Consider the following 21,631-nt stretch of genomic DNA (forward strand, 5'->3'; position numbering starts at 1 on the left):
GACCCGGGAGGCTATCGACGATGGCGTGGCTGCTGGTCGTGGTCGCGGGACTGCTGGAAACGGGCTTCGCCGTCTGCCTGAAGCTGTCGCACGGCTTCACCCGGCTGTGGCCGACGATCGCCTTCGCGAGCTTCGCCCTCGGCAGTTTCGGCCTGCTGACGCTGGCGCTGAAGAAGCTGGACGTGGGCCCCGCGTACGCCGTGTGGACGGGCATCGGCGCGGCCGGCACGACGATCTACGGCATGGTCTTCCTCGGCGACGTGGTCTCCACGCTGAAGCTCGTGTCGATCACGTTCGTCATCGTCGGCGTCATCGGCCTGCAGCTCTCCGGCTCCGCCCACTGACGTGGGGCGGGCCCGGCGCCCTGGGCCCCCGGTACTGTGACGGGCATGTCCGACTACCACGATGATCTCCGCCTGGCCCACGTCCTGGCCGACACCGCCGACGCCGCGACGATGAACCGGTTCAAGGCCCTCGATCTGAAGGTCGAGACGAAACCCGACATGACGCCGGTGAGTGAGGCGGACAAGGCCGCCGAGGAGCTGATCCGGGGCAGCCTCCAGCGGGCCCGGCCACGGGACGCGGTCCACGGTGAGGAGTTCGGCGTGCACGGCACGGGCCCGCGCCGCTGGGTCGTCGACCCGATCGACGGGACGAAGAACTACGTGCGCGGCGTTCCGGTGTGGGCCACGCTGATCTCGCTGATGGTCGTGGGTGAGGGCGGCTACGAGCCGGTCGTGGGCGTCGTGTCCGCGCCGGCGCTCGGCCGGCGCTGGTGGGCCGAACTCGGCGGGGGCGCGCACACCGGCCGCAGCCTCTCGTCGGCCACCCGGCTGCGGGTCTCGGACGTGTCGGGCCTGGGCGACGCGTCGTTCGCGTACTCCTCGCTCAGCGGCTGGGAGGAGCAGGGCCGCCTCGACGGCTTCCTGAACCTGACCCGGGCCTGCTGGCGCACGCGCGGCTACGGCGACTTCTGGCAGTACATGATGGTCGCGGAGGGCGCAGTGGACATGTGCGCCGAACCCGAGCTGTCCCTCTGGGACATGGCCGCGCCGTCGATCGTCGTCCAGGAGGCGGGCGGGCGGTTCACCGGGCTCGACGGCAGGAGGGGCCCGCACAGCGGCAACGCGGCGGCGTCCAACGGCGTCCTGCACGACACCCTGCTCGACTACCTCAACGAGCGCTACTGAGAAACCCGTCCGGCCCCCGCGGGAGGCCGGGCCGCACAACGGCTCCGGAGGCACGGCCCCGGACGCCACGGCCCCGGACGCACGAGGAGGCCGGACCCCGCTCGGGGTCCGGCCTCCTCCGCTTCCGGCGAGCGGGGTCAGCCGCGGAGGGCCTGGACCGCGGACTCCAGCCGCTTGCCGAAGTCACCGTCGGCCTGACGGAAGTTGTCCACCGCGCGCTCGGCGATGTCGGCGCGCGACACCTTCGCGATGAACTGCGCGAGGTTGTCGACGAGACGGCCCTTCTCGTCCTCCGTCAGCTGCCGGTAGAGGTTGCCCGCCTGCACGAAGTCGTTGTCCTCGGCGTGCGAGGGCGCCTCGTGGTGACCGGTGGAGCCGCTGACCGGGGTCGGCTGCCACAGCGGACGGTCGCTCTGGAACGGGCCGCCGAAGCTGTTCGGCTCGTAGTTCTTCGTGCCGTTGTGACGGCCGTCGTACAGGTAGCCGTCACGGCTGTTCGTCCGCGCCTCGGTGGCATGCGGGCGGTTGACCGGCAGGTGGTCGGCGTTGATGCCGACGCGGTAGCGGTGGGCGTCGCCGTAGGCGAACAGCCGGCCCTGGAGCATCTTGTCCGGGGAGGGGCCGATGCCGGGCACGAAGTGCGCCGGGCTGAAGATCGACTGCTCGACCTCGGCGAAGATGTTCTCCGGGTTGCGGTTGAGCTCCAGCCTGCCGATCTCGATCGGCGGGTAGTCCGCGTGCGGCCAGACCTTGGTCAGGTCGAACGGGTTGAAGCGGTACGTCGCGGCGTCCGCCTCCGGCATGATCTGCACCTGCACGGTCCAGGACGGGAACTCGCCGCGCTCGATGGCCTCGCGCAGGTCGCGCTGGTGGCTGTCGGGGTCGACGCCGGAGAGGCGGTTGGCCTCGTCCGTGGTGAGGTTCTTGATCCCCTGGTCGGTCTTGAAGTGGTACTTGACCCAGAAGACCTCGCCGGCCTCGTTGTTCCACTGGTAGGTGTGCGAGCCGTAGCCGTTCATGTGGCGCAGCGTCGCGGGGATGCCGCGGTCGCCGAACAGCCAGGTCACCTGGTGCGTGGACTCGGGCGACAGACCCCAGAAGTCCCAGACGTTGTCCGCCTCCTGCGAGCCCGTGTACGGGTCGCGCTTCTGGGTGTGGATGAAGTCGGGGAACTTGATGGCGTCCTTGATGAAGAACACCGGGGTGTTGTTGCCGACGAGGTCGTAGTTGCCGTCCTCGGTGTAGAACTTCAGCGCGAAGCCGCGGGGGTCGCGCACCGCGTCCGCCGAGCCGAGGTTGCCCGCGACGGTGGAGAAGCGCAGGAACGTCTCGGTCTGCTTGCCGACCTCGGACAGGAACCTCGCACGCGTCCACTGCGAGACGTCGCGGGTGAGCGTGAAGGTGCCGTACGCGCCGGCGCCACGGGCGTGGACGATGCGCTCCGGGATGCGCTCGCGGTTGAAGTGGGCCAGCTTCTCCAGCAGAGCCTGGTCCTGGATGAGCATGGGCCCGCCGGCGCCCGCGGTCTCACTGTTCTGATTGTCGGCGACCGGAGCACCGGCCTCCGTGGTCAGCGGTCCCTGCGTCACGTACGCCTCCTGCGAAGTTCTGTCCCTTGGCGTTTGCCGATCCTGATCCTACAATGGACATTGTCTAAGTCAAGTGAACATCCAAAGTCATACACGTCACGGGACCGTCCGTCCCCCCACTGTTAGGCTGACCCCATGAGTGACCTGTTGGAACGGCTGCGCGAACGCGGTTGGCGCATGACGGCGCAGCGCCGCGTGGTGGCCGAGGTCCTCGACGGGGAGCACATCCACCTGACCGCCGACGAGGTGCACGCGCGTGCCGTCGACAGGCTGCCGGAGATCTCGCGGGCGACGGTGTACAACACGCTCGGCGAGATGGTCTCGCTCGGCGAGGTCATAGAAGTGACCACCGACCGCCGGGCCAAGCGGTACGACCCGAACGCGCACCGCCCGCACCAGCACCTGGTCTGCGCCCGCTGCGGGACCATCCGCGACGTGCACACCTCGGGCGACCCGCTGAGCCAGCTGCCGGCGGGCGAGCGCTTCGGCTTCACCGTCTCCGACGTCGAGGTCACGTTCCGGGGCCTGTGCCCCGCGTGCTCGGCCACGGCCGCCTGACCTTCCGGCTGCGCGCGAGGGTCCGGTCGCTTCGGCGCCCGGTCCCGTCGTCCCGACACCTGCCGGCCGCGCGTCCCCGCGATCACCGTGGCGGAGGCCGCATCGCCAACGCGGCGGCAACGCGGGGGCATCAACGCGCCGAAGGCCCGGATCTCCAGGAGATCCGGGCCTTCGGACTATCAGTAGCGGGGACAGGATTTGAACCTGCGACCTCTGGGTTATGAGCCCAGCGAGCTACCGAGCTGCTCCACCCCGCGTCGATGAACTGAACATTACGTGACAGTCACCGGATGGGCAAATCCCTTACCGAGCGCCCCTGACCAGCGGCTCCGCCGGGACGGCTCAGGCCGTCAACTCCTGCTGCAGAGCGTCCAGAAGCTTCGCCGCGCGCTCCGCGACCTCGGCCGGACCGAGCTCCACCGCGCGGGCGCACCAGCGCTGCCCCTCGGCCAGCTCGCCGCCGCGCGCCGCGAGCAGTGCGAGCCGCAGCGCCGCCCTGCCGTGCCCGGCCCGCGCGGCACGCGTCCACCACAGCACCGCCTCCGGCTCGCTGCCCTCCCGTACGAGCAGCAGCCCCAGGTTGAACGCGCCGCTGCGGCTGCCCGCCTCGGCGGACCGCCGGTACCAGCCGGCCGCGCCCTCGGTGTCGCCGCGGCGGGCCGCCAGCATGCCCGCGCGGACCTGGGCGCGTACGTGCCCCTGCTCGGCGGCGCGCTCGTACCACAGCTCGCACTCGGTCTTCTCGGTGCGCAGCTGCGACTCGCCCAGGGCGGGGGGCGATGCGGGCGGCCTGCGGGCGTCGAGCAGCATGGCGAGGCGGTACGCGGCCTCGACGCTGCCACCCCCCGCCGAGCAGCGCAGATGCCGCTCCGCGGTGCGCTCGTCGCCGTCCCTGAGGCAGGCGATCGCGACTTGCAGCGCGGCCTCGGTGTGGCCGGCCGAGGCGGCCCGCTCGTACCACCGAAGGGCCGAGACGTCGTCGTCGCGACTGGCGTACAGGATGCCGAGGTTGAAGGCGGCGTCGACGCTGCCCGCCTCGGCCGCTTTGGAGAACCACGGCTCCGCGCCGCCCGCGTCGCCGGCCTGGAGCAGCAGCACGGCGAGCGCGTTGGCCGCCTCGCGGTGGCCCGCGTAGGCGGCGCGCCGGTACCACTGCTCGGCCTGCGCGTCGCGGTCCTGCGCGGCGCACAGCAGCGCGAGGTTGTAGGCGCCGTTGACGTCGCCCGCGTCCATGGCCGTGCGGTACCACCGCTCGGCGGACTGCTGCTCGCCGCGCGCCGCGTGCAGCGCGCCCAGCGCGTTGGCCGCGGTGCCGTCGCCGTCCTGGGCGGCGCGCAGCCACCACACGGCGGCGGACTCCTCGTCGCCCGCGTCGCGCAGCAGGAAGGCGAGGGCGCTCGCGGCCTTCGCCTCACCGTCCTTGGCGGAGCTGAGGTACCAGCGTCCGGCCTCCTTGAGTTCGCCGCGGCGCTCCAGGATCGCGCCGAGGTGCAGCGCGGCGCGCCGGTGGCCGCGCGCGGCGGCCTGCCGGTACCAGTGCACGGCGTCCTCGATCAGCGCGGGGCCCGCCGGGTCGCCGGCCGGGCGGGCGCGCTCCCGGGCACGCCGCTCCAGGGTGAGGGCGAGACGGTACGAGGCCTCGCGGTGGCCGAGTTCGGCCGCGGCCCGCAGCCAGCGTTCCGCGCCGACGTCGCTGCGGTGTTCGAGGAGATCGGCGAGGGCGTACGCGCCGGACGCGTGGCCCTGCTCGGCGGACTGACGCAGCCAGTACTCGGCACCGGGCTCGTCGCCCCGCTCACGGAAGTACGTGCCGAGGGAGTGCGCGGCGGCGGCTGAACCCGCGACGGCGGCGACCCGCCACCAGCCGGCGGCCTCGTCGCCGTAGCCGCGCTGGTGGAGCAGGACGCCGAGGTTGTTCGCGGCGGCGCGGTCGCCCTCCGCGGTGGCGGAGCGCAGAGGGGGCTCGGCGCCGTCGAGGTCGCCACGGCGCAGCAGGAGCGCGCCGAGCGCGCTCGCTGCCGCTGTGTCACCCGCTTGTGCCGCGGCCCGATGACGTGTTTCCGCCTCGGCCTCGGTCTGCTCGACCTGGTCCATGACCTCCGTGGGCTCCATGGGTCCGGCCGACTCCGTGGGGACGGCCGAGCCGAGCGTACCGATGCCGGACCCGACATCGGTACGCCTCCGCGCAAACCGCCCTGTCTCCAACAGAGTTGTCCTATCCCCCATAAAACCCATCGTCGCATTACCTGTTACCCGCGCACACTCGGTATATCGCGGCCCACAAGGTCACTTCAGCGTTTTGTCGACATGCCCTGGGAGTGATAAGTCAAACACGGTAGGGGCGTTCGCGCACGGACCACTACACACTTCGCACAAACACGTGCCGAGGGCCCGGGTGATCCTTTCGGATCACCCGGGCCCTCGGACTTTCAGTAGCGGGGACAGGATTTGAACCTGCGACCTCTGGGTTATGAGCCCAGCGAGCTACCGAGCTGCTCCACCCCGCGCCGTTGTGTGATCAACTCTAGCACGGTTCGGAGTGTCCCCTGCTCAGTGCGGGGACGAACGGTCAGCCGGAGCCCCCACTGCTCGCGCCCGACGTCGCCTTGCCCGACCCGGACTCCGCCGCGGCGGCCCGGCCGAGGGCGTCCTGCAGTGCCTGCTGCGCCGCGCCGTAGGCCTGCCAGTCGGTGGAGGGCTTCTTGTTCAGCGCCGCCTGGCCCTGGTCGTACGCCTTCTGCGCGTCCTCGATGGCCTGCTGCAGCACGGGGTTGTCCCCGGTGGCCGGCGGCTTGGTCTGGTTCCGGCCCGGTGGCTTCGTGGTCGACGGCGGCTCCGCCCCGGCGACCCCGAACACCGCGTTGAGCGCCTTGGACAGCGAGTCCTCGAAGACCGGCTTGCCCCCGGCGTACGACGCGGCGACCTTCTTCAGCAGGGGATAGTTCTGACTGCCACCCCTGGTGTAGACGGGCTCCACGTACAGGAAGCCGTTGTCGAGCGGCACCGTCAGCATGTTGCCGTACTCGAGGTCCGAGTCGGTTCCCTTGATGTCGCGCACGAACCCGGCCACGTCGTCACCGCCGTTGAGCTCGCTCTGCATCTGCTGCGGGCCCTGCACGTTGTTGCCGGTGACTCTGAGGACCCTGATCGAGCCGTAGTCGGGACTGGTCGCGTCCGCGTCGACGGACATGAACGCGCCCAGGTTCGGCCGGCCGCTCGGCGTCAGCGTGCTCGTCAGGGAGAACGTCTGCTTCGTCGACCCCGGCATCTTCAGGCTGAGGTAGTACGGCGGAACCGCGCTGCCCGCGCGGGTCGTCGGGTCGTCCGGCACCTGCCACGCGTCGCTGCCGCTGTAGAACTGGGCCGCGTCGGTGACGTGGTAGCGCGTCAGCAGCTCCCGCTGGACCTTGAACAGGTCCTGCGGATAGCGCATGTGCGCCTCCAGGTCGGCCGGAATGTCCTTCTTCGGCTCGACCGTGCCGGGAAACGCCTTCATCCACGTCTTGAGGACGGGGTCCTTGGTGTCCCACTGGTAGAGCGTGACCTTGCCGGTGTACGCGTCGACGGTGGCCTTCACCGAGTTGCGGATGTAGTTGACCTGGTTCTGCTGGGCCACCACCGCACGGGAGTTGCTGGTGAGGGAGTCGGTCGTGGTGTCCCCGAGCGTGGTGCGCGAGGAGTACGGGTACGCGTCCGTCGTGGTGTAGGCGTCCACGATCCACTGGATGTGGCCGTCGACCACGGCGGGATAGGCGTCGCCGTCCAGCGTCAGCCAGGGCGCGACGGCCTCCACGCGCTCCTTCGGCGTCCGGTTGTAGAGGATCCGGGAACCCTTGCCGATGGCGCCGGAGTAGAGCATCTGCGGCTCGCTGAACGCCACCGCGTACGCGGCCCGGTTCAGCGGGCCGGCAAGCGAGACGCCGCTCTTGCCCTGGTAGCTGGTGGTCTTCTCGCCGTTCGCCTCGTAGTCCAGTTCCTTCTGCGGGCCGCCGACGATCGAGTACTGCGTCGTCTTCTCGCCGTAGTAGATCCGCTGCTGGTACTGGCCGAGCTGACCCGTGGTGGGCAGCCCGGACTCGGTGAAGTCGGGCGAGCCGATCGTGCCCTGCGCCGCGTCGGTGACGGTGCCGGTGCCCTTGGCCGCGATCATCCCGAAACCGTGGGTGTACGTGAAGTGGTCGTTGATCCAGTTGTGCTTGGGGATGCCGGCGATGTTCAGCTCGCGCAGGCCCACGATGGTGTCCTGCAGCAGGCCCGTCGAGGGGTCCTTGTACCGGTCGACGTTGAGCGTCGCCGGGAACTGGTAGTACTTGCGCGACTGCTGGACCTGCTGGAAGGCCGGCGAGACCACGTTCGGGTCGACGAGCCGGTAACTCGCGGCCGAGTCGGCCGCCTTGCGCTGCTCGGCATCCGACGCCGAGCCGCCCTTGCCCGAGTAGTCCGTCACCTTCGCCGAGTCGATGCCGTACGCGGTGCGCGTGGCGTCGATGTTCTTCTTGATGTACGGCGCCTCCTTGGCTTGCTCGTTCGGCTGGACCGTGAACTTCTGCACGATCGCCGGGTAGAGGCCGCCGATGAGGATCGCGGAGAGCACCATCAGGCCGAGGCCGATGACGGGCAGCTGCCAGGTACGGCGCCAGAGCGTGGCGAAGAACAGGACCGCGCAGATGACCGCGATGCAGAACAGGATCGTCTTCGCGGGGAGGTACGCGTTCGCGTCGACGTACCGCAGGCCCGTCCAGTTGCCGGTCGCCTTGAGGTCGCTGGACTTGACGGCGAGCGCGTAGCGGTCGAGCCAGTACGCCACCGCCTTGAGCGAGACGAACAGACCGATGAGCACGGACAGATGCCCGGTCGCCGCCGTGGTGGCCCGGGCGCCGGGACTCGTCACCCGCAGCCCGCCGTACAGGTAGTGCGTGAGGGCGGCGGCGACCACGCTCAGCACCGTCGCGGCGAAGCCGAAGCCCAGCAGGAACCGGTACCAGGGCAGGTCGAACGCGTAGAACGACACGTCCAGATGGAACTGCGGGTCCTTCTGGCCGAACGGCACGCCGTTGACCCACAGCAGCCACGTGCGCCACTCACCGGAGGCGGAGGCACCCGCGATCAGCCCGACCAGGGCCGTGATCGCGGACAGCACCCACTTCTTGTACGGCGCGATCCCCATGCGGTAGCGGTCCAGGCTCTGCTGCTCCATCGACATCGCGCTCAGCGGCGGCCGCAGCCGGTGCGCGAGCCAGATGTTGAAGCCGACCGCCGCCGCCATGACGGCGCCGAAGACCGCGAACAGACCGAGCTTGGTCCACAGGGTCGTGGTGAACACCGACGCGTAGTCGACCGAGCGGTACCAGAGCCAGTCGGTCCAGAACCCGGAGAACATCACGAACGCCATGGCGAGCACGGCCAGCAGTCCGAGGGCCATCAGCAGGCCGCGCACCCGCCCTGACGGCCGGCCCGTCCTCGTCCGTGGCCCGGTCGGGCCTCCGCCGCGGTCCGGCATCTGGAAAGCCAACGTGCGCACCTCGAAAAATCCGGGGACAGACCCCCGTGGGAATCGGGGGAAAGGTCATGGGTCGGTCAGCTGGGACGTACCTGCGGGCCTTACGGGCGGGACCTGTTCATCAGGCCAGGCGATCGTAGGACCCCTCCATGCAACTTACCGAGGCTTTACCTAGTTCCCGCCGGGGGGTGCGGAGGAGGCAGGATATTGGTCATGTCGAACGTTTCCCCCTCAGGGACCCCGATGGCCGCGACCCCGCTCACGCGGGCCGTGCTCGAGATCGACGAGTACGCGGCGGGCCTCGGCTGGGACCAGCCCGCCCGTCTCTTCGCACTCGTGGACAGCGAGCGCATGCGCGCGGACGAACCCGAGCTCGCGAACCAGCTGGGTCTTGACGACGGCGACGAAGTCGCCCCCCTCACCCCCGTCGAGCAGGACGAGATCCCTGCCGGCACCGCCCTTGACGAATTCCTCGCCACCATCGCGTGGCCCGACGCGGTCGCGGGCTGTGCCCTCACCGTGGAAAGGCTGATGCTGCCGCCCTCCGCCGAGGCCGCCCTGCCCGAAGGGCTGGACGAGGCCGCACTCGGCGACTGGGTCGCCCGCCACCCCGACCGCCAGGAGGTGCGCATGACGGTGGCCGTGCTGCGCGACGGAACCCGCGAGTCGGCACTGCGGCTGCGCGAGAAGGACGCCGCATCGGAGGTGCTCACCGGTTCCGGCCTCGTACCGGGACTCGCGGAGGCACTGTCGGCCACCTTCGCCTCATAGGCGGTGGCCGCTCTCCCGCGGGCGGTGGCCTCCGACTCGTAAGGAGGACGGGGGCCGCGGCGCGCGGCGTGCCCCGGCCCGCCCGCCGCGGTCCGGGTGCGGGCCCTTGCCCGGGCCCGCGAAGGGCGGCCCGTCCGGTGCGTACAGGACACGGTCAGCTTGCCGAGCAGCTCGGCAGGCCGGCCGTGTCACCGTTGCGGATCTTGTCCAGCGAGGCCTTCGCGTCCGAGATGTTCTTGACCTTGACGAGCGTCAGGCCGCTCGGGGTGTCGTCGGCCGCGGCGGCGCAGTTGTCCGCCGGCGTCAGGAAGTACCGGGCTCCCGCGGCCCGCGCGCCCACCAGCTTCATGGCGATGCCGCCGATGGGACCCACCGTGCCGCTGTCGTCGATCGTGCCCGTACCGGCGATGAACTTGCCGCCGGTCAGCGAACCGGGCGTCAGCTTGTCGACGAGCCCGAGGGAGAACATCAGGCCCGCGCTCGGGCCGCCGACGTCCGCCAGCTTGATGTCCATGGTGAACGGGAACGTGTGGTCGGTCCCGGCCGCGATGCCGACGATGGCGCGCGATGCGCCCTCGTCGTGCGAGGTGGCGGTCTTCACCACGATCCGCCGGCTGGCCGTGGGCTCCTTGTCCGCCTTCTTCGCGGCGGCCGCGTCCTCGGCCGGCACCACGGTGAAGGTGACGTCCTGGCCCGCCTTGTGCTTCGTGACGAGCTTCGCCACCTGGTCCTGACGCGTGACCTTCGTACCGTCCACGGCCAGGATCAGATCCCCGGCGTGCAGCTTGCCCTCAGCCGGACTGCCCTTCAGGACGCTCGCGACGTCGACGTGCGCGACCACCGGGATGTGCAGCACCTTGAGCGCGGCGACCTTGGCGCTCTCCTGGGACTGGCTGAACTCCTCGGCGTTCTCCTGCGTGGACTGCTGCTCGGTCTGCCCCTCGGGATACAGCGTGTCGTGCGGGACGACGACCTCGTCGTGGGCGAGCCACCCGTAGACAGCCTCAGCGATGTTGAGGTGCGTGTCGGCGCTCGTGACGCGGACCGTGACCATGTTCAGGTTGCCGGTCGTGGGATACGTCTTGCGGCCCGAGATCTGCAGGACCGGCTTGCCACCCGGATTCGACAGTGTGTTCGTCGTCGGGCCCGGGCTCATCTCGGAGTACGGGACCTTCGTGAGGACGCCGACGCAGAGCAGCGCGATCAGGACCAGGGTGGACGCGAGCATCGTCACGGTACGGCGTGGCATGGAACGACAGTACGGGAAACGTCTGTGAGCGCACCGTCCGGGCGGAGGCTACTCGGCGGGATCGCGCTCCATGGCGTCCCGGAAGCGGGCGTAGCCGTTGAGCTCGGCCATATCACCCACCGTGTGGTCCTTGGAAACCCAGCTTCCCCATATCGCGGCGCCGATGGCGGCGACGACAGGGATCAGCAACCAGGTGAGCACGGCCATCGCGATCTCCCGTCCCAGTCAGCAGATTTGATCTACAGATTTACGTTCTGCAGAGCTAACGCTGCTGGGGGTGGACCGGTTACGCAAATCGGACAGTATGCCCCGGGTGGACTACGTCACCGCCCCGACACGCCCGGAGGTCACCCCGATCGAGGGGGCCGAAGGGCCCAGTCACCCGCCTGACGCCCGTGGCCACGAACCGGCGAGCCCCGGCCCGACCGCCACCCCTCAACGAAGGGGCTACGCCCCCCACCCGCCCACCCGTCACCCGACCGCCACCCCTCATCGAGGGGCTACGCCCCCACCCGCCCACCCGTCACCCGACCGCCACCCCTCATCGAGGGGCTACGCCCCCACCCATTCTTCGGTGCCGTCGCTGAAGTTCTGGTGTTTCCAGATGGGGACCTCGTGCTTGAGGTCGTCGATGAACCTGCGGCACGCCGCGAACGCCTCCGCGCGGTGCGGGCAGGACACGGCGACGATCACCGCGAGATCCCCGATGCCCAGCTCCCCCACACGGTGGACGGCGGCGAGACCGCGCACCGGGAAGTCGGCCGCCACCTTCTCTGCGACGCGCCGCAGCTCGGCCTCGGCCGTGGGGTGGCACGAGTAGCCGAGGGCGTCGACGTCGGCGCCGCCGTCGTGGTCACGGACCGTGCCGACGAACAGGGCCGTCCCGCCCGCGGCGGCGTCCCCCACCGCGGCGAAGACCTCGTCGAGGCTCAGCGGTGTGTCGCGGATCGCCAGTAGCCGGATCGGGTCGTCACCCGGCCGCTCGCCGGGGTGGTCCTTCCGGTCCTGTGTGGTTGCCATGTCCTCCATCGTGCCGTACGCCCACGGCACGCGTCATCGGCGGCTACAGCCTGCGACGGGCCTTGCGCACCCTGCGGACGACCGCCGCGGTGCCGAGGAGTGCCACGGTCGCGCCCGCGGCTCCCGCCGCCGTGGCGTCCTTGCGGCCGAGCCTGCGGCCGGCCACGGTGTGCCGGCCCTCGACCTCTTCGAGCAGCGCCGCGAGCACCTGTTCGTTCGTCCACCGGGGGCGCCAGCCGGCGTCGTGCAGGGCGCTCACGCTGACCACCCAGGGGTACATCGTGTACGCGAGGTCCCCGGCCGGTGACGGGGTCAGGCCGATGCGGTGCAGCCTGGCGGCGGCACCGAGGGCGACGGTGGAGGGCAGCTCCATGCGGCGGATGCCGCTCAGCTCCTCCACCTGCTCCTGTTCGAGCCAGCCGTCGCAGCCGACGGCGAACTCGCCCTCGACCCGGCCGAGCGCCGCGTACTCCAGCGCGCTGACCAGGTCCTCGACGTGGCAGAACTGCCAGGTCGGACGGGACCCGGCGACGACGAGGAGGCGCGGCGACTCGAAGTAGCGGGTCAGTGCGGTGTCCGTGCCACCGACCAGGACGGCGGGCCGGACGACGGTGACGTTGAGGCCGGGGTGGGCGCGCGGCGCCCGGCGGCCCAGCCGTTCGATCTCCAGCAGGTCGCCGACACCGGTGGCCTCGGCGGTCGCGCGCAGCTCCGCGTCCTCGGAGAGCGGAACGTCGTTGTCGGGCAGCGCGCCGTAGACCATGGCGGACGTGCACAGCACCACGCGGTGCACGCCGGCGGCGGCTGCGGCGGTGAGCACGGTCTGCGCTCCGCGCACGTTGTAGGCGCTGCGGGCGGCGGGGTCGCTCTCCAGGTCGAGGTCGAGGGCGAGGTGCACCACGACGTCGGCGCCGCGCAGCCGGTCGGCGATGGCCGGGTCGCGGACGTCGAGGATGTGCCAGGTGGCGTCCTGGACCTCGCCCCGGCGCTCGTCGATCGCGATGACCTGCTTGATCTCCTGCGATGCGGCGAGCCTGCGGGTCAGCAGGTCACCGACCCCGGTGGCGGCGCCGGTGACGGCGACGACGGGGCCGCGGGACCTGCTCGGGGTTGCGTGGTTTCGCGTAGCGCGAACCTGTGGCTCTGGGGAACTCACCGGGCGTCTCCAGCGGTTGTGTTCAGTACGTACGTGAATGACGCGTACGTACCAGGTGACGTTCATCCTGCCGCAGACCGTCAGGAGGTGTGAGTTCGGCCCGGAAGCCGTCCGGGTGTCGATTCCGGACGTCGGGACGCATCGAATGCGTGCTCGGGGGAAGGCACCTCCGACGCCGTGCCCCGAGAGCGCGGTGAAGCATAGGCTGGATGGTGCAGGGCAGCCGCCACCGGCAGGAGCCGGTGGCCTTACGAGCCGAGGAAACCCGTGAGTGACACCCCATTCGGATTCGGCCTTCCGCCGGAGGAGCCGGAGGACGGCGACGGCAAGAAGAAGGATCCTGCCGAAGGCGGTCAGGGTTCTGGCGGCCAGGGCGGTCCAGGCAACCCCTTCGGTTTCGGCGGTTTCGGACTGCCGGGCGGGAGCGGTGGCGACAACCCGTTCGCGGCGATGTTCGGCTCTTTGAGCCCGAACGACCTGGGGCAGGCGTTCCAGCAGCTGGGGCAGATGCTGAGCTTCGAGGGCGGCCCGGTCAACTGGGACATGGCGAAGCAGATCGCCCGGCAGACCGTTGCCCAGGGCACCCAGGACGGTACGAAGGACGCGAGCGTGACCGCGTCCGACCGTTCGGCGGTGGGTGAGGCGGTGCGCCTGGCGGACCTCTGGCTCGACGGGGTGACGTCCCTGCCCTCGGGCGCCAACACGGCGGTGGCGTGGAGCCGCGCCGAGTGGGTCGAGGCGACGCTCCCTGCCTGGCAGCAACTGGTCGACCCGGTCGCCGAGCGGGTCGGCGCGGCGATGGGCGACGTGCTGCCCCCCGAGATGCAGAACGTGGCGGGCCCGCTGATCGGCGTGATGCGCTCCATGGGCGGCGCCATGTTCGGCCAGCAGCTGGGCCAGGCCGTCGGCGTGCTCGCCGGCGAGGTCGTCGGCTCCACCGACATCGGCCTCCCCCTCGGCCCTGTCGGCAAGGCGGCGCTGCTGCCGCTGAACATCGAGGCGTTCGGCAAGGACCTCGGGCTGCCGCAGGACGAGGTGAGGCTGTACCTGGCGCTGCGCGAGGCGGCGCACCAGCGCCTGTTCACGCACGTGCCGTGGCTGCGGTCGCACATCTTCGGTGCCGTCGAGGGCTACGCGCGCGGCATCAAGGTCGACACGTCGAAGCTGGAGGACGTGGTCGGGCAGTTCGACCCGACGCACCCCGAGGAGCTTCAGGAAGCACTCCAGCAGGGCATGTTCCAGCCGGAGGACACCGCCGAGCAGAAGGCGGCACTGGCCCGCCTGGAGACGGCGCTCGCGCTGGTCGAGGGCTGGGTGGACGCGGTGGTCCACGAGGCCGCGAAGTCCAGGCTGACCGGGGCGGACGCGCTCCGCGAGACGCTGCGCAGGCGGCGCGCCTCCGGCGGCCCCGCCGAGCAGACCTTCGCCACGCTGATCGGTCTCCAGCTGCGCCCGCGCAGGCTGCGGGACGCCTCACGGCTGTGGGCGTCGCTGACGGACGCGCGGGGCGTGGACGGGCGGGACAACCTGTGGGAGCACCCGGACATGCTGCCGACGGCGTCCGACCTGGACGACCCGGACGGCTTCGTGCACCGCGAGCAGATCGACTTCTCCGAGCTGGACGCGATGCTCGGTGAGGCGGCCGGCGGCGGTCCGAAGGACGGCGGCTCCGGCGCTTCGGACAGCGCCGCGTCCGGCTCCGGCACTCACGGCACTCCCGGCACCGGCAAGGCCGAACCGGGCGCGGCGGACGCCGGGGATGCCAAGGGTTCCGGGACTTCTGAAGGCTCCGAGGACTCCGAGGACTCCGAGGACTCCGGCGACGAGGGCCCCGAGGGCTCGAAGGGCCCCGAGGACAAGGGCGGCGACAGCGGCGGCAAGGACGACACCGACCAGTGAGCCTGTACGACGACGCCGTTCTCGTACTCAAGGAGTACGGGAACGGACCACGGGGCGCCGGGCTCGCCGACGCCGGACAGGACGACACACAGCACACCGGGGCGGAGCAGGCAGCGCTGCGCCGGGATTATCTGGACCACCTCTCGGCCCACCCCGACGGGATGAGGAAGGCCTGCGGGGCCGGCCATCTGACGGCGAGTGCGCTCGTCGTCGACCCCGTCGGCGAGCGGGTCCTGCTGACGCTGCACCGCAAGCTGAACATGTGGCTCCAGATGGGCGGGCACTGCGAGCCGCAGGACGCGTCACTTCAGGACGCGGCGCTGCGGGAAGCCCACGAGGAGTCGGGCATCACGGGCCTGACCCTGCTGGCCGGCGGCCCGGTACGGCTGGACCGGCATCCGATCCCGCCGCCCTGCCACTGCCACTTCGACGTGCAGTACGCGGCCCTCGCACCCGCGGGCGCGCGCGAGACGATCAGTGACGAGTCGCTCGACCTGCGCTGGTTCGGCTACGACGAGGTTGCGGACGTGGCCGACGGGTCCGTCCTGCGCCTGCTGGCCGCGACCCGGTCGCGCCTGGGGTAGCAGGCGACGCCCTGGACGCGCCCGGGGCACCGCCCACCCGGCAGCGGCCCCGCCCGGTGGGCGGTGCCCCGCCGTGCCTCAGTCGATCCGTACGACGTGTTTGCCGCGCACACCGCCCGCCTCAAGGGCCCGGTGCGCGGCGGCGATGTCCGCGAGCGGATGGACCGTGTCGACGACCTCGCGCAGCGCCCCCTCCTCCACGTACCGGCCCAGCCGGGCGAGGAGGTCGTGGTGGGGGTCGCCGCTGAAGAAGCGCACCCTGCGCGATCCGTACGCGGTGGATCCGAGCAGGTAGGCCAGGCTGGGCAGCGGGCGGTCGATGTCGAAGGCGATGGCGACCATGCGCCCGCCGGGGGCGAGCAGGGCCCGGTAGGCGCGGTGCTCGGTGCCGACCGTGTCGAGGACGACGTCGAAGGCGCCGAGGTCGTGCGGACCCGATGTGGTGTAGCTGAGGGCCTCGTGGGCGCCGAGGCCGCGCACGAAGTCGAGGTTCTTCGGGCCGGCGAGGGCGGTGACGCGGGCGCCGAGGGCCGCGCCGAGCTGGACGGCGACGCTGCCGACACCGCCGGCCCCGCCGCGTACGAGGAGGCGCTCGCCCGGCCGCAGCCGTGCCTTGTCCACCAGTGCCGTGATCACCGTCGTGCCGCCCGCGAGCAGCGATACGGCCTGAGCGTCCGTGAGGCCCTCGGGGGTGAGGGCGAGCCGGCCGGGGCGGACCGTGACGTACTCGGCCGCGGCACCGAACCGGCCGCGCGGCAGCAGCCCCCACACGCGCAGGCCCTCGCGCGGCCCCCGGACCTGCGCGCCGCTCCCGGCGACCTCTCCCGCGAAGTCGAGTCCGACACGTTTCGGAAAGGCGCGCCCGGTGACGATCTTCAGCCGGCCGGCCCGCCCCGCGAGTTCGCCGCCGTTGACGCTGGTGGCGCGGACGCGGACCAGCACCTCGCCCGGGCCGGGGACGGGCACCGGCGCCGTGCCCTCGTAGAGCACCTCGGGCGGTCCGTAGCTGTCGTAGAGAGCCGCGCGCATGTCGTTCACGTACGTTGTCCCGTCTGGTGCGGAGGGTGCGGAGGGTGCGGAAGGAGCGGATCGGGCCGCCACTTGCCGGACAGGGCTCCGGCACGGTAAGTGGTGGAGGGCTTCCACTTGGTCCCACCGAGGCTAACCCGGTATACGGACGACCCCTTCCACTTACGCCGAAGTGAGAGACATGCCTGATCAGCCGTATCAGAACGCCCCGGACGCGACGCTGCGCGCCGACGCCCGGCACAACCGTGAGCGGATCCTCAGGGCCGCCCGCGAGGCGTACGCGGCGCACGGGATCGACGTGCCGCTCACCGCGATCGCCCGCCGGGCGGGCGTCGGCGTCGCCACGCTCTACCGGAGGTTCCCGACGCGCGCGTCCCTCGTGACCGAGGCGTTCTCCGAGCAGCTTGCCGTGTGCACCGGCGCGCTGGACGCGGCGCTCGACGACCCCGATCCGTGGCGCGGGTTCTGTTCGCTGATCGAGGCGGTGTGCGCGATGCAGGCCTGCGACCGCGGTTTCACCGAGGCGTTCCTCGCGCAGTTCGCCGAGGACACCCTCTACGAACGGGAGATCGGGCGGGCGGAGGAGGGCCTCGCGGAGCTCGTACGGCGGGCCAAGGAGACCGGCCGGCTGCGCGCCGACTTCGCGATCTCCGACATCACGCTCCTGCTGCTGGCCAACAACGGTGTGACGGGTGCGCCGCGTGAGGTCTCCGAGGCGGCGTCCCGGCGCCTGGCGGGGTATCTCCTCCAGGCCTTCCGCTCGGAGGGCGCCCGCCCGCTGCCCCCGCCCGCGCCGCTGGCGCTCGGGCAGCACGTGTCACGGCCCTGACAGCCGGCGCCCCGGGCGCCGGAGAGGACCCGGCACGTGAGGAGAGAGGGGAGAGAACCGATGGCCGCTCCCCTCCCTCCCCTCCCCACGGCCGGCTGCCCGGTCAGCTCCAGGCGTTGCCCCGGTTCTGGCCGTGCGCGCCGTGCTGGCCCATGCCGAACTGCGCGGCCATGCCCGCACCGATCTCCGCGCCCTGCGGCGGCATCATCTCGCTGGGCTGCACCAGGGCGAACCCCTGGCCGAGGAAACTCAGTTCCCAGCCCTCACCGGTGCTGCCGCGCCGACGCCGTACCGGCGAGGAGTACGTCTGGGCCTGCATCTGCACCCGCAGCGACGACGACCAGGCGACGATCGCGTCGGCGTCCGCGCTGACGTACGTGTCAGGGGTGACCCGCATCATCAGCGGCTGGCCCGACGTCATCAGGGCCACCTTGCCCGTGCCGGTGATGATCAACTGGTACTTGCCGGTGCCCGAGATGCCGTACTGGCTGTCCACCGCCACCACCTCGTGGTGCAGGGTCGAGTCCATCGCCAGCACATACGCGCTGTCGACGGTCAGCCCGTCCCGGTCCACGTCCACGACATGGACGTACTGCGCGAGGTTCGCCAGATAGACGGTGCCCTGCCCGGACACGCGCATCAGGTCGAGACCCTCGCCCGTGTGCGCCCGCGCACGGCGCTGACCGGAACTGCGGTACTCGCCGTCGAACTCCATCAGCCCCTGGTAGGCGACCATGGCGCCCTTGCGGGCCAGGACGTCGTCCTGCCCGGTGAGCGCGACACGCAGCAACTGGCCGTTCTGGAGCGCGTACCGGTCCTGCGTCTGTACTTCCGTGTAGGCGAAAAGCGGGCTCTGCATGGTGGTGTCTCTCCCCCCTCAGCCGCGGATGCGCAGGCGGTCGGTGCTGTCCTCGCTGGGCTGGACGACGACGATCCCCTGACCGGAGAACGCCATCTGGTACGCCTCGCCGCTGCCGCGCCCGATCAGCGCACCCGCCTTGAAGCTGCGCTTGCCCTTGACCTTCAGGTTCGGTGACCAGGCCACGAGGGCGTCGGGGTCGACGTACGTCTCGTCCTCGCCGCGCCCGCAGTCGACCACGACCGGAGTGCCGCGCGAGGTCAGCGCGACCCAGCCGGTACCGGAGATCCCCACGTTCCACAGGCCCTGGCCGGTGAACTTCGCGAGCCCCTTGACCCGTTCGACACCCCACTGCAGGTGGGCGTCGAAGGCGAGGACGTTGGTGCCGTTGACGGAGATCGCGTCGTTGTCGAGGTTGACCACCACGACGTGCGCGCCGTAGTCGGCGAGGTAGAGCAGGCCGTCGCCGGTGCACTTCATGATCGGCGTGCCCTCGCCGGTGACCCAGTGCTCCGCGATGTGCCGCACGGACGGCGGGTTGGGCTCGTACTGGATGAAGCCCTCGTAGGCGACCATCGAGCCGGTGCGCGCGTAAAGGTCGTGTCCGGTCGCCATGGCCACCTTCAGCATGGTGTGGCCGTGGTTCTCCATCCGGGCCGCGACCGGGGTCGGCGCGTAGCCCGCGAGCTGTTGTTCCGTCATGCCGGGCTCCCTCTAGACCTCGTACGGCTGGACGACGATGAAGTTCCCCGGAGCGCCGCGGAACTGGAGGTTCACGGTCTCCCCGCTGTGCCCGGGATACGCGTTGCGGCGCAGCCTGACCTGGCTGGACAGGATCACCTGCGAGGCCGCCGACCAGGCGACCACAGCGTTGCAGTCGGCGAAGGTCGTGGGCGTGACCGGGAGGACGACGGGCGTGCCGTGCGTCTTGACGACGACGGTGCCGGTGCCCTGGAACAGCATGGTGAACAGGGCGCCGCCCGGGATGCCATGGCCCTCGATGCGGCGCACCTCGTACTGGAGGGACTCGTCGAAGGCGAGCACGTTCTCGGCGGACACGCAGATGCCGTCGCCCTGCAGTTCGACCGGGTGCAGGTGGGCGTTGTTCTCGGCGAGGAAGACCTGGCCACGGCCCGTGCAGCGCATCAGCTGCATCTCCTGGCCGGTCGCGTTGCCCACGACGCGGCCCGCGAAACCGGCGCCCTTGTAGCCGAAGTCGACCTTGCCCTGGTACATGACCATGCTGCCCTGCCGGGCCAGCACGGGCGCGCCGCCGTCCATCGTGAGGTCCACGCGCATCAGATGGCCGTTCTGCGCGGTCCACCGCCGGCCGGTGGGGGTCTCCTTGTACGGGTTGAGCGCGGCGTGCAGGCCGGCTCCGCCGGGGGGCGCACCACCCGGCACGAAGCCCTGGACCCCGGCGGGCGGACCACCGAAAGCACCCCCGCCCGGGGCCTGCTGGGAGAACGGATTGCCCATGGCCGCCGGCGGCTGCCCGAACGGCGGCTGACCCGGCGCGGGTTGACCGTACGGAGCCTGACCGGGTGCGGGCTGACCGTACGGAGCCTGACCCGAAGCGGGCTGGCCGTACTGAGCCTGACCCGGCGCGGGCTGGCCGGGTGCGGTGGGCCCGCCGAAGCCCGAGGATGCGGGCGGCGCTGCGGGAGCCGGTGGCTGTGCGGGCGGCGCCTGCCCCGGCACCTGGCCGTAGGGAGGCGGCGCGGTGTCCGGCATCGGCGTGATCAGCGTGGGCGTGGCGTACACCGGCAGCGGTGCCTGGGGGGCGGCCGGTGTTCCCGGGGCGGCGGGGCCCGGGGGCGCGCCGAACCCGGGGGCCGGGGCCGCGACGGCCGGACCGGCGCCCGGCGGCGGCGCGAAGCCCGGCGCCTGACCGGCGGCGGCCGGCGGGGCGTCCTGTGCCTGCTCCTCCGCGACCTCACCGCCGAAGTTCTTGAGCAGCGCGTCCAGCCCGCCGTCGAAGCCCTGTCCGACCGCGGCGAACCGCCACACGTCCTTGCGGTAGAAGTCCCCGAGCATCACGGCGCGTTCCGTGGAGAACTCGGCGCCGGTGAAGGAGTACCTGACGACCTCCTCGCCACCCGCGACGACCCGGATCCAGCCGGGACCGACCCCCGACATCTGCCCCGCGCCGTCCAGCGTGGCCGTGAAGGAGAGCTTGTGGACGGAGGCCGGGACGCGGTCGAGCGTCACCCGGAACGACTCGGTGTCACCCGCCTGCGCACCGAGCAGCTGCACCGACTCCTCGGGGGACTTCGGCTGGTTGAAGAAGATGAAGTAACGATCGTCCGAGAGGCGCTCGTCGGCGTCGAGGCCGAAGCAGCTGATGTCGAACGTCAGGCCGGGACCCGCGATCTGCACGCCGACGTACAGGTCCGTCCCCGGCGTGAGATCACTGACCTTGGCCTTGTGGCCGCGCTGGAATTCCCTGGGCATGCGTAACGACCGTCCCCCATCCCGAAACCTGCGTGCGTCGCGTCAGGCTAACGGCTGTGCCGGGCGGTGCGGCAGTCCGGTACACGTTCGGTACAGGATCGGCAAAACCGGACGCGCGGGCGCCAACTCCCCCGCTCACTCCCCGTCGTCGGCCGGCGGATGCGGCAACCGCTCGGCGGCCACGACCCCTTCGAGATAGCCGCGGGCGCGCTCCGTGCGCGGATACGCCTCCAGCAGCTCCCAGAACCGGGGGCCGTGGCCCGGCACCAGCAGGTGTGCGAGCTCGTGCAGGAGTACGTAGTCGACGACGTACTCCGGCATCCCGCGCAGCCGGTGCGAGAGGCGGATGCTGCCCTCCGCCGGGGTGCACGATCCCCAGCGGGTGTTCTGGTTGGTGACCCAGCGGACCGAGGCGGGACGCGCCCGGCCCTCGAAATAGCGGTCCGAGAGGTGGGCCGCCCGGGTGGTCAGCTCCTCGTCGCCGAGCTGTCGCTTGCTCTCCTGGGTGGCGAGCTTGTCGAGCATCACCGTCACCCAGCGCCGCTCCTCGGCCTTCGACATCCGGGCCGGGATGAGGACGATCGTCCGCTCGCCCTCCCGGTACGCGGACACCGTCCGCCTGCGCCGGGTGCTCCTGCGCACTTCGACGGCACCGGGCGCCGCGGGGGCGCCGGTGACGAGATCGGGGACCGCGGCGCCGGAGGACGCGGCGGCTTCGCGCGGGGCGCGGTCCTGGTCGGGCCGGGGGTCGGCGGGCACGCCTCGACGTTACCCGTTGCCGGGCCCCGCCGGGCCGCGCCGGTCGGTGATATGAGCCATTGGTACGACCGATACCTCGGCCTGTGGACAACTTCCGGCGCGGTGTCGCGGGGACGGGCACTGTGGTGACGGAGGCGGGCGGCGGTCACCGCGGGACACGGGGCGCGGCGGGGCCGATGTGCACG

At 71.4% G+C, this 21,631-nt stretch carries 19 protein-coding genes and 2 tRNA genes; 7 read left to right on the forward strand and 14 right to left on the reverse strand.

The features are described from left to right. The first annotated feature begins 20 nt into the window (after nt 1–20). Both OG310_RS11300 and hisN read left to right on the forward strand, forming a co-directional pair. Complete coding sequence (locus tag OG310_RS11300) at nt 21–344, forward strand: DMT family transporter (RefSeq protein WP_329455748.1); 324 nt, start codon at nt 21–23, stop codon at nt 342–344. Between the two features lie 45 nt (nt 345–389). Further along, nucleotides 390–1,190 carry a histidinol-phosphatase gene (gene hisN / locus OG310_RS11305; protein WP_329455749.1) on the forward strand — a complete coding sequence of 267 codons (801 nt, stop codon included), beginning with the start codon at nt 390–392 and terminating at the stop codon, nt 1,188–1,190. Nucleotides 1,191–1,327: 137 nt separating this feature from the next. Here the strand turns inward: hisN and OG310_RS11310 are convergent, their stop codons facing one another. After that, nucleotides 1,328–2,779, reverse strand: a complete 1,452-nt coding sequence (locus OG310_RS11310) for a catalase (protein WP_329455750.1) — start codon at nt 2,777–2,779, stop codon at nt 1,328–1,330. Nucleotides 2,780–2,914: 135 nt separating this feature from the next. Between OG310_RS11310 and OG310_RS11315 the strand changes: the two genes are divergently transcribed. Beyond that, nucleotides 2,915–3,337, forward strand: coding sequence for a Fur family transcriptional regulator (locus OG310_RS11315; RefSeq protein ID WP_329455751.1), 423 nt, complete (start codon nt 2,915–2,917; stop codon nt 3,335–3,337). A gap of 183 nt (nt 3,338–3,520) precedes the next feature. Here OG310_RS11315 and OG310_RS11320 read toward each other — a convergent pair. The 4 genes from OG310_RS11320 to OG310_RS11335 form a co-directional block, all read right to left on the reverse strand. Next, nucleotides 3,521–3,594 (reverse strand) — tRNA-Met (locus OG310_RS11320). Nucleotides 3,595–3,679: 85 nt separating this feature from the next. Continuing rightward, on the reverse strand, nt 3,680–5,449 hold the full coding sequence (locus OG310_RS11325; RefSeq protein WP_443078605.1) for a sel1 repeat family protein: 1,770 nt from the start codon (nt 5,447–5,449) through the stop codon (nt 3,680–3,682). 321 nt (nt 5,450–5,770) lie between these two features. Then, nucleotides 5,771–5,844: transfer RNA gene (locus tag OG310_RS11330), tRNA-Met, on the reverse strand. Between the two features lie 62 nt (nt 5,845–5,906). Next, a complete protein-coding gene (locus OG310_RS11335) occupies nt 5,907–8,837 on the reverse strand; it encodes a UPF0182 family membrane protein (protein WP_329460129.1) in 2,931 nt (976 codons plus the stop codon). Between the two features lie 213 nt (nt 8,838–9,050). On the opposite strand from OG310_RS11335, the gene OG310_RS11340 reads away from it, so the two are divergent. Further along, a complete protein-coding gene (locus OG310_RS11340) occupies nt 9,051–9,608 on the forward strand; it encodes a PPA1309 family protein (protein ID WP_329455753.1) in 558 nt (185 codons plus the stop codon). 154 nt (nt 9,609–9,762) lie between these two features. Here OG310_RS11340 and OG310_RS11345 read toward each other — a convergent pair whose 3' ends face one another. The 4 genes from OG310_RS11345 to OG310_RS11360 all read right to left on the reverse strand — a co-directional run bounded on the left by OG310_RS11345 (nt 9,763) and on the right by OG310_RS11360 (nt 13,033). Continuing rightward, complete coding sequence (locus OG310_RS11345) at nt 9,763–10,857, reverse strand: YlbL family protein (protein ID WP_329455754.1); 1,095 nt, start codon at nt 10,855–10,857, stop codon at nt 9,763–9,765. A 48-nt stretch (nt 10,858–10,905) separates the two neighbouring features. Then, complete coding sequence (locus OG310_RS11350) at nt 10,906–11,064, reverse strand: hypothetical protein (protein ID WP_329455755.1); 159 nt, start codon at nt 11,062–11,064, stop codon at nt 10,906–10,908. Nucleotides 11,065–11,409: 345 nt separating this feature from the next. Beyond that, a complete protein-coding gene (locus OG310_RS11355) occupies nt 11,410–11,886 on the reverse strand; it encodes a molybdenum cofactor biosynthesis protein MoaE (protein WP_443078606.1) in 477 nt (158 codons plus the stop codon). Nucleotides 11,887–11,920: 34 nt separating this feature from the next. Continuing rightward, nucleotides 11,921–13,033, reverse strand: coding sequence for an SDR family oxidoreductase (locus OG310_RS11360; protein WP_329455757.1), 1,113 nt, complete (start codon nt 13,031–13,033; stop codon nt 11,921–11,923). A gap of 267 nt (nt 13,034–13,300) precedes the next feature. Between OG310_RS11360 and OG310_RS11365 the strand changes: the two genes are divergently transcribed. Next, nucleotides 13,301–14,932, forward strand: a complete 1,632-nt coding sequence (locus tag OG310_RS11365; protein ID WP_443078607.1) for a zinc-dependent metalloprotease — start codon at nt 13,301–13,303, stop codon at nt 14,930–14,932. Beyond that, entirely contained in the window at nt 14,929–15,516 is a 588-nt protein-coding gene (locus OG310_RS11370) for an NUDIX hydrolase (RefSeq protein WP_329455758.1), read from the forward strand. Before OG310_RS11365 ends, OG310_RS11370 begins: the two co-directional genes overlap by 4 nt. Before the next feature lie 78 nt (nt 15,517–15,594). Here OG310_RS11370 and OG310_RS11375 read toward each other — a convergent pair whose 3' ends face one another. Then, nucleotides 15,595–16,554, reverse strand: coding sequence for an NAD(P)-dependent alcohol dehydrogenase (locus OG310_RS11375; protein WP_329455759.1), 960 nt, complete (start codon nt 16,552–16,554; stop codon nt 15,595–15,597). A 172-nt stretch (nt 16,555–16,726) separates the two neighbouring features. Here OG310_RS11375 and OG310_RS11380 point away from each other — a divergent pair, with 172 nt between their 5' ends. Further along, on the forward strand, nt 16,727–17,374 hold the full coding sequence (locus tag OG310_RS11380) for a TetR/AcrR family transcriptional regulator (RefSeq protein WP_329455760.1): 648 nt from the start codon (nt 16,727–16,729) through the stop codon (nt 17,372–17,374). Between the two features lie 103 nt (nt 17,375–17,477). Here the strand turns inward: OG310_RS11380 and OG310_RS11385 are convergent, their stop codons facing one another. The 4 genes from OG310_RS11385 to OG310_RS11400 form a co-directional block, all read right to left on the reverse strand. After that, nucleotides 17,478–18,233, reverse strand: a complete 756-nt coding sequence (locus OG310_RS11385; RefSeq protein WP_329455761.1) for an AIM24 family protein — start codon at nt 18,231–18,233, stop codon at nt 17,478–17,480. Nucleotides 18,234–18,251: 18 nt separating this feature from the next. Continuing rightward, nucleotides 18,252–18,935: an AIM24 family protein gene (locus OG310_RS11390; protein WP_329455762.1), complete on the reverse strand. Its 684-nt coding sequence runs from the start codon at nt 18,933–18,935 to the stop codon at nt 18,252–18,254. 12 nt (nt 18,936–18,947) lie between these two features. Next, entirely contained in the window at nt 18,948–20,687 is a 1,740-nt protein-coding gene (locus OG310_RS11395) for a TerD family protein (RefSeq protein ID WP_329455763.1), read from the reverse strand. Between the two features lie 135 nt (nt 20,688–20,822). After that, nucleotides 20,823–21,446, reverse strand: a complete 624-nt coding sequence (locus OG310_RS11400) for a M48 metallopeptidase family protein (protein ID WP_443078608.1) — start codon at nt 21,444–21,446, stop codon at nt 20,823–20,825. Nucleotides 21,447–21,631 lie beyond the last annotated feature (185 nt).

It is taken from the genome of Streptomyces sp. NBC_01497 (genome assembly GCF_036250695.1).
GTDB lineage: Bacteria > Actinomycetota > Actinomycetes > Streptomycetales > Streptomycetaceae > Streptomyces.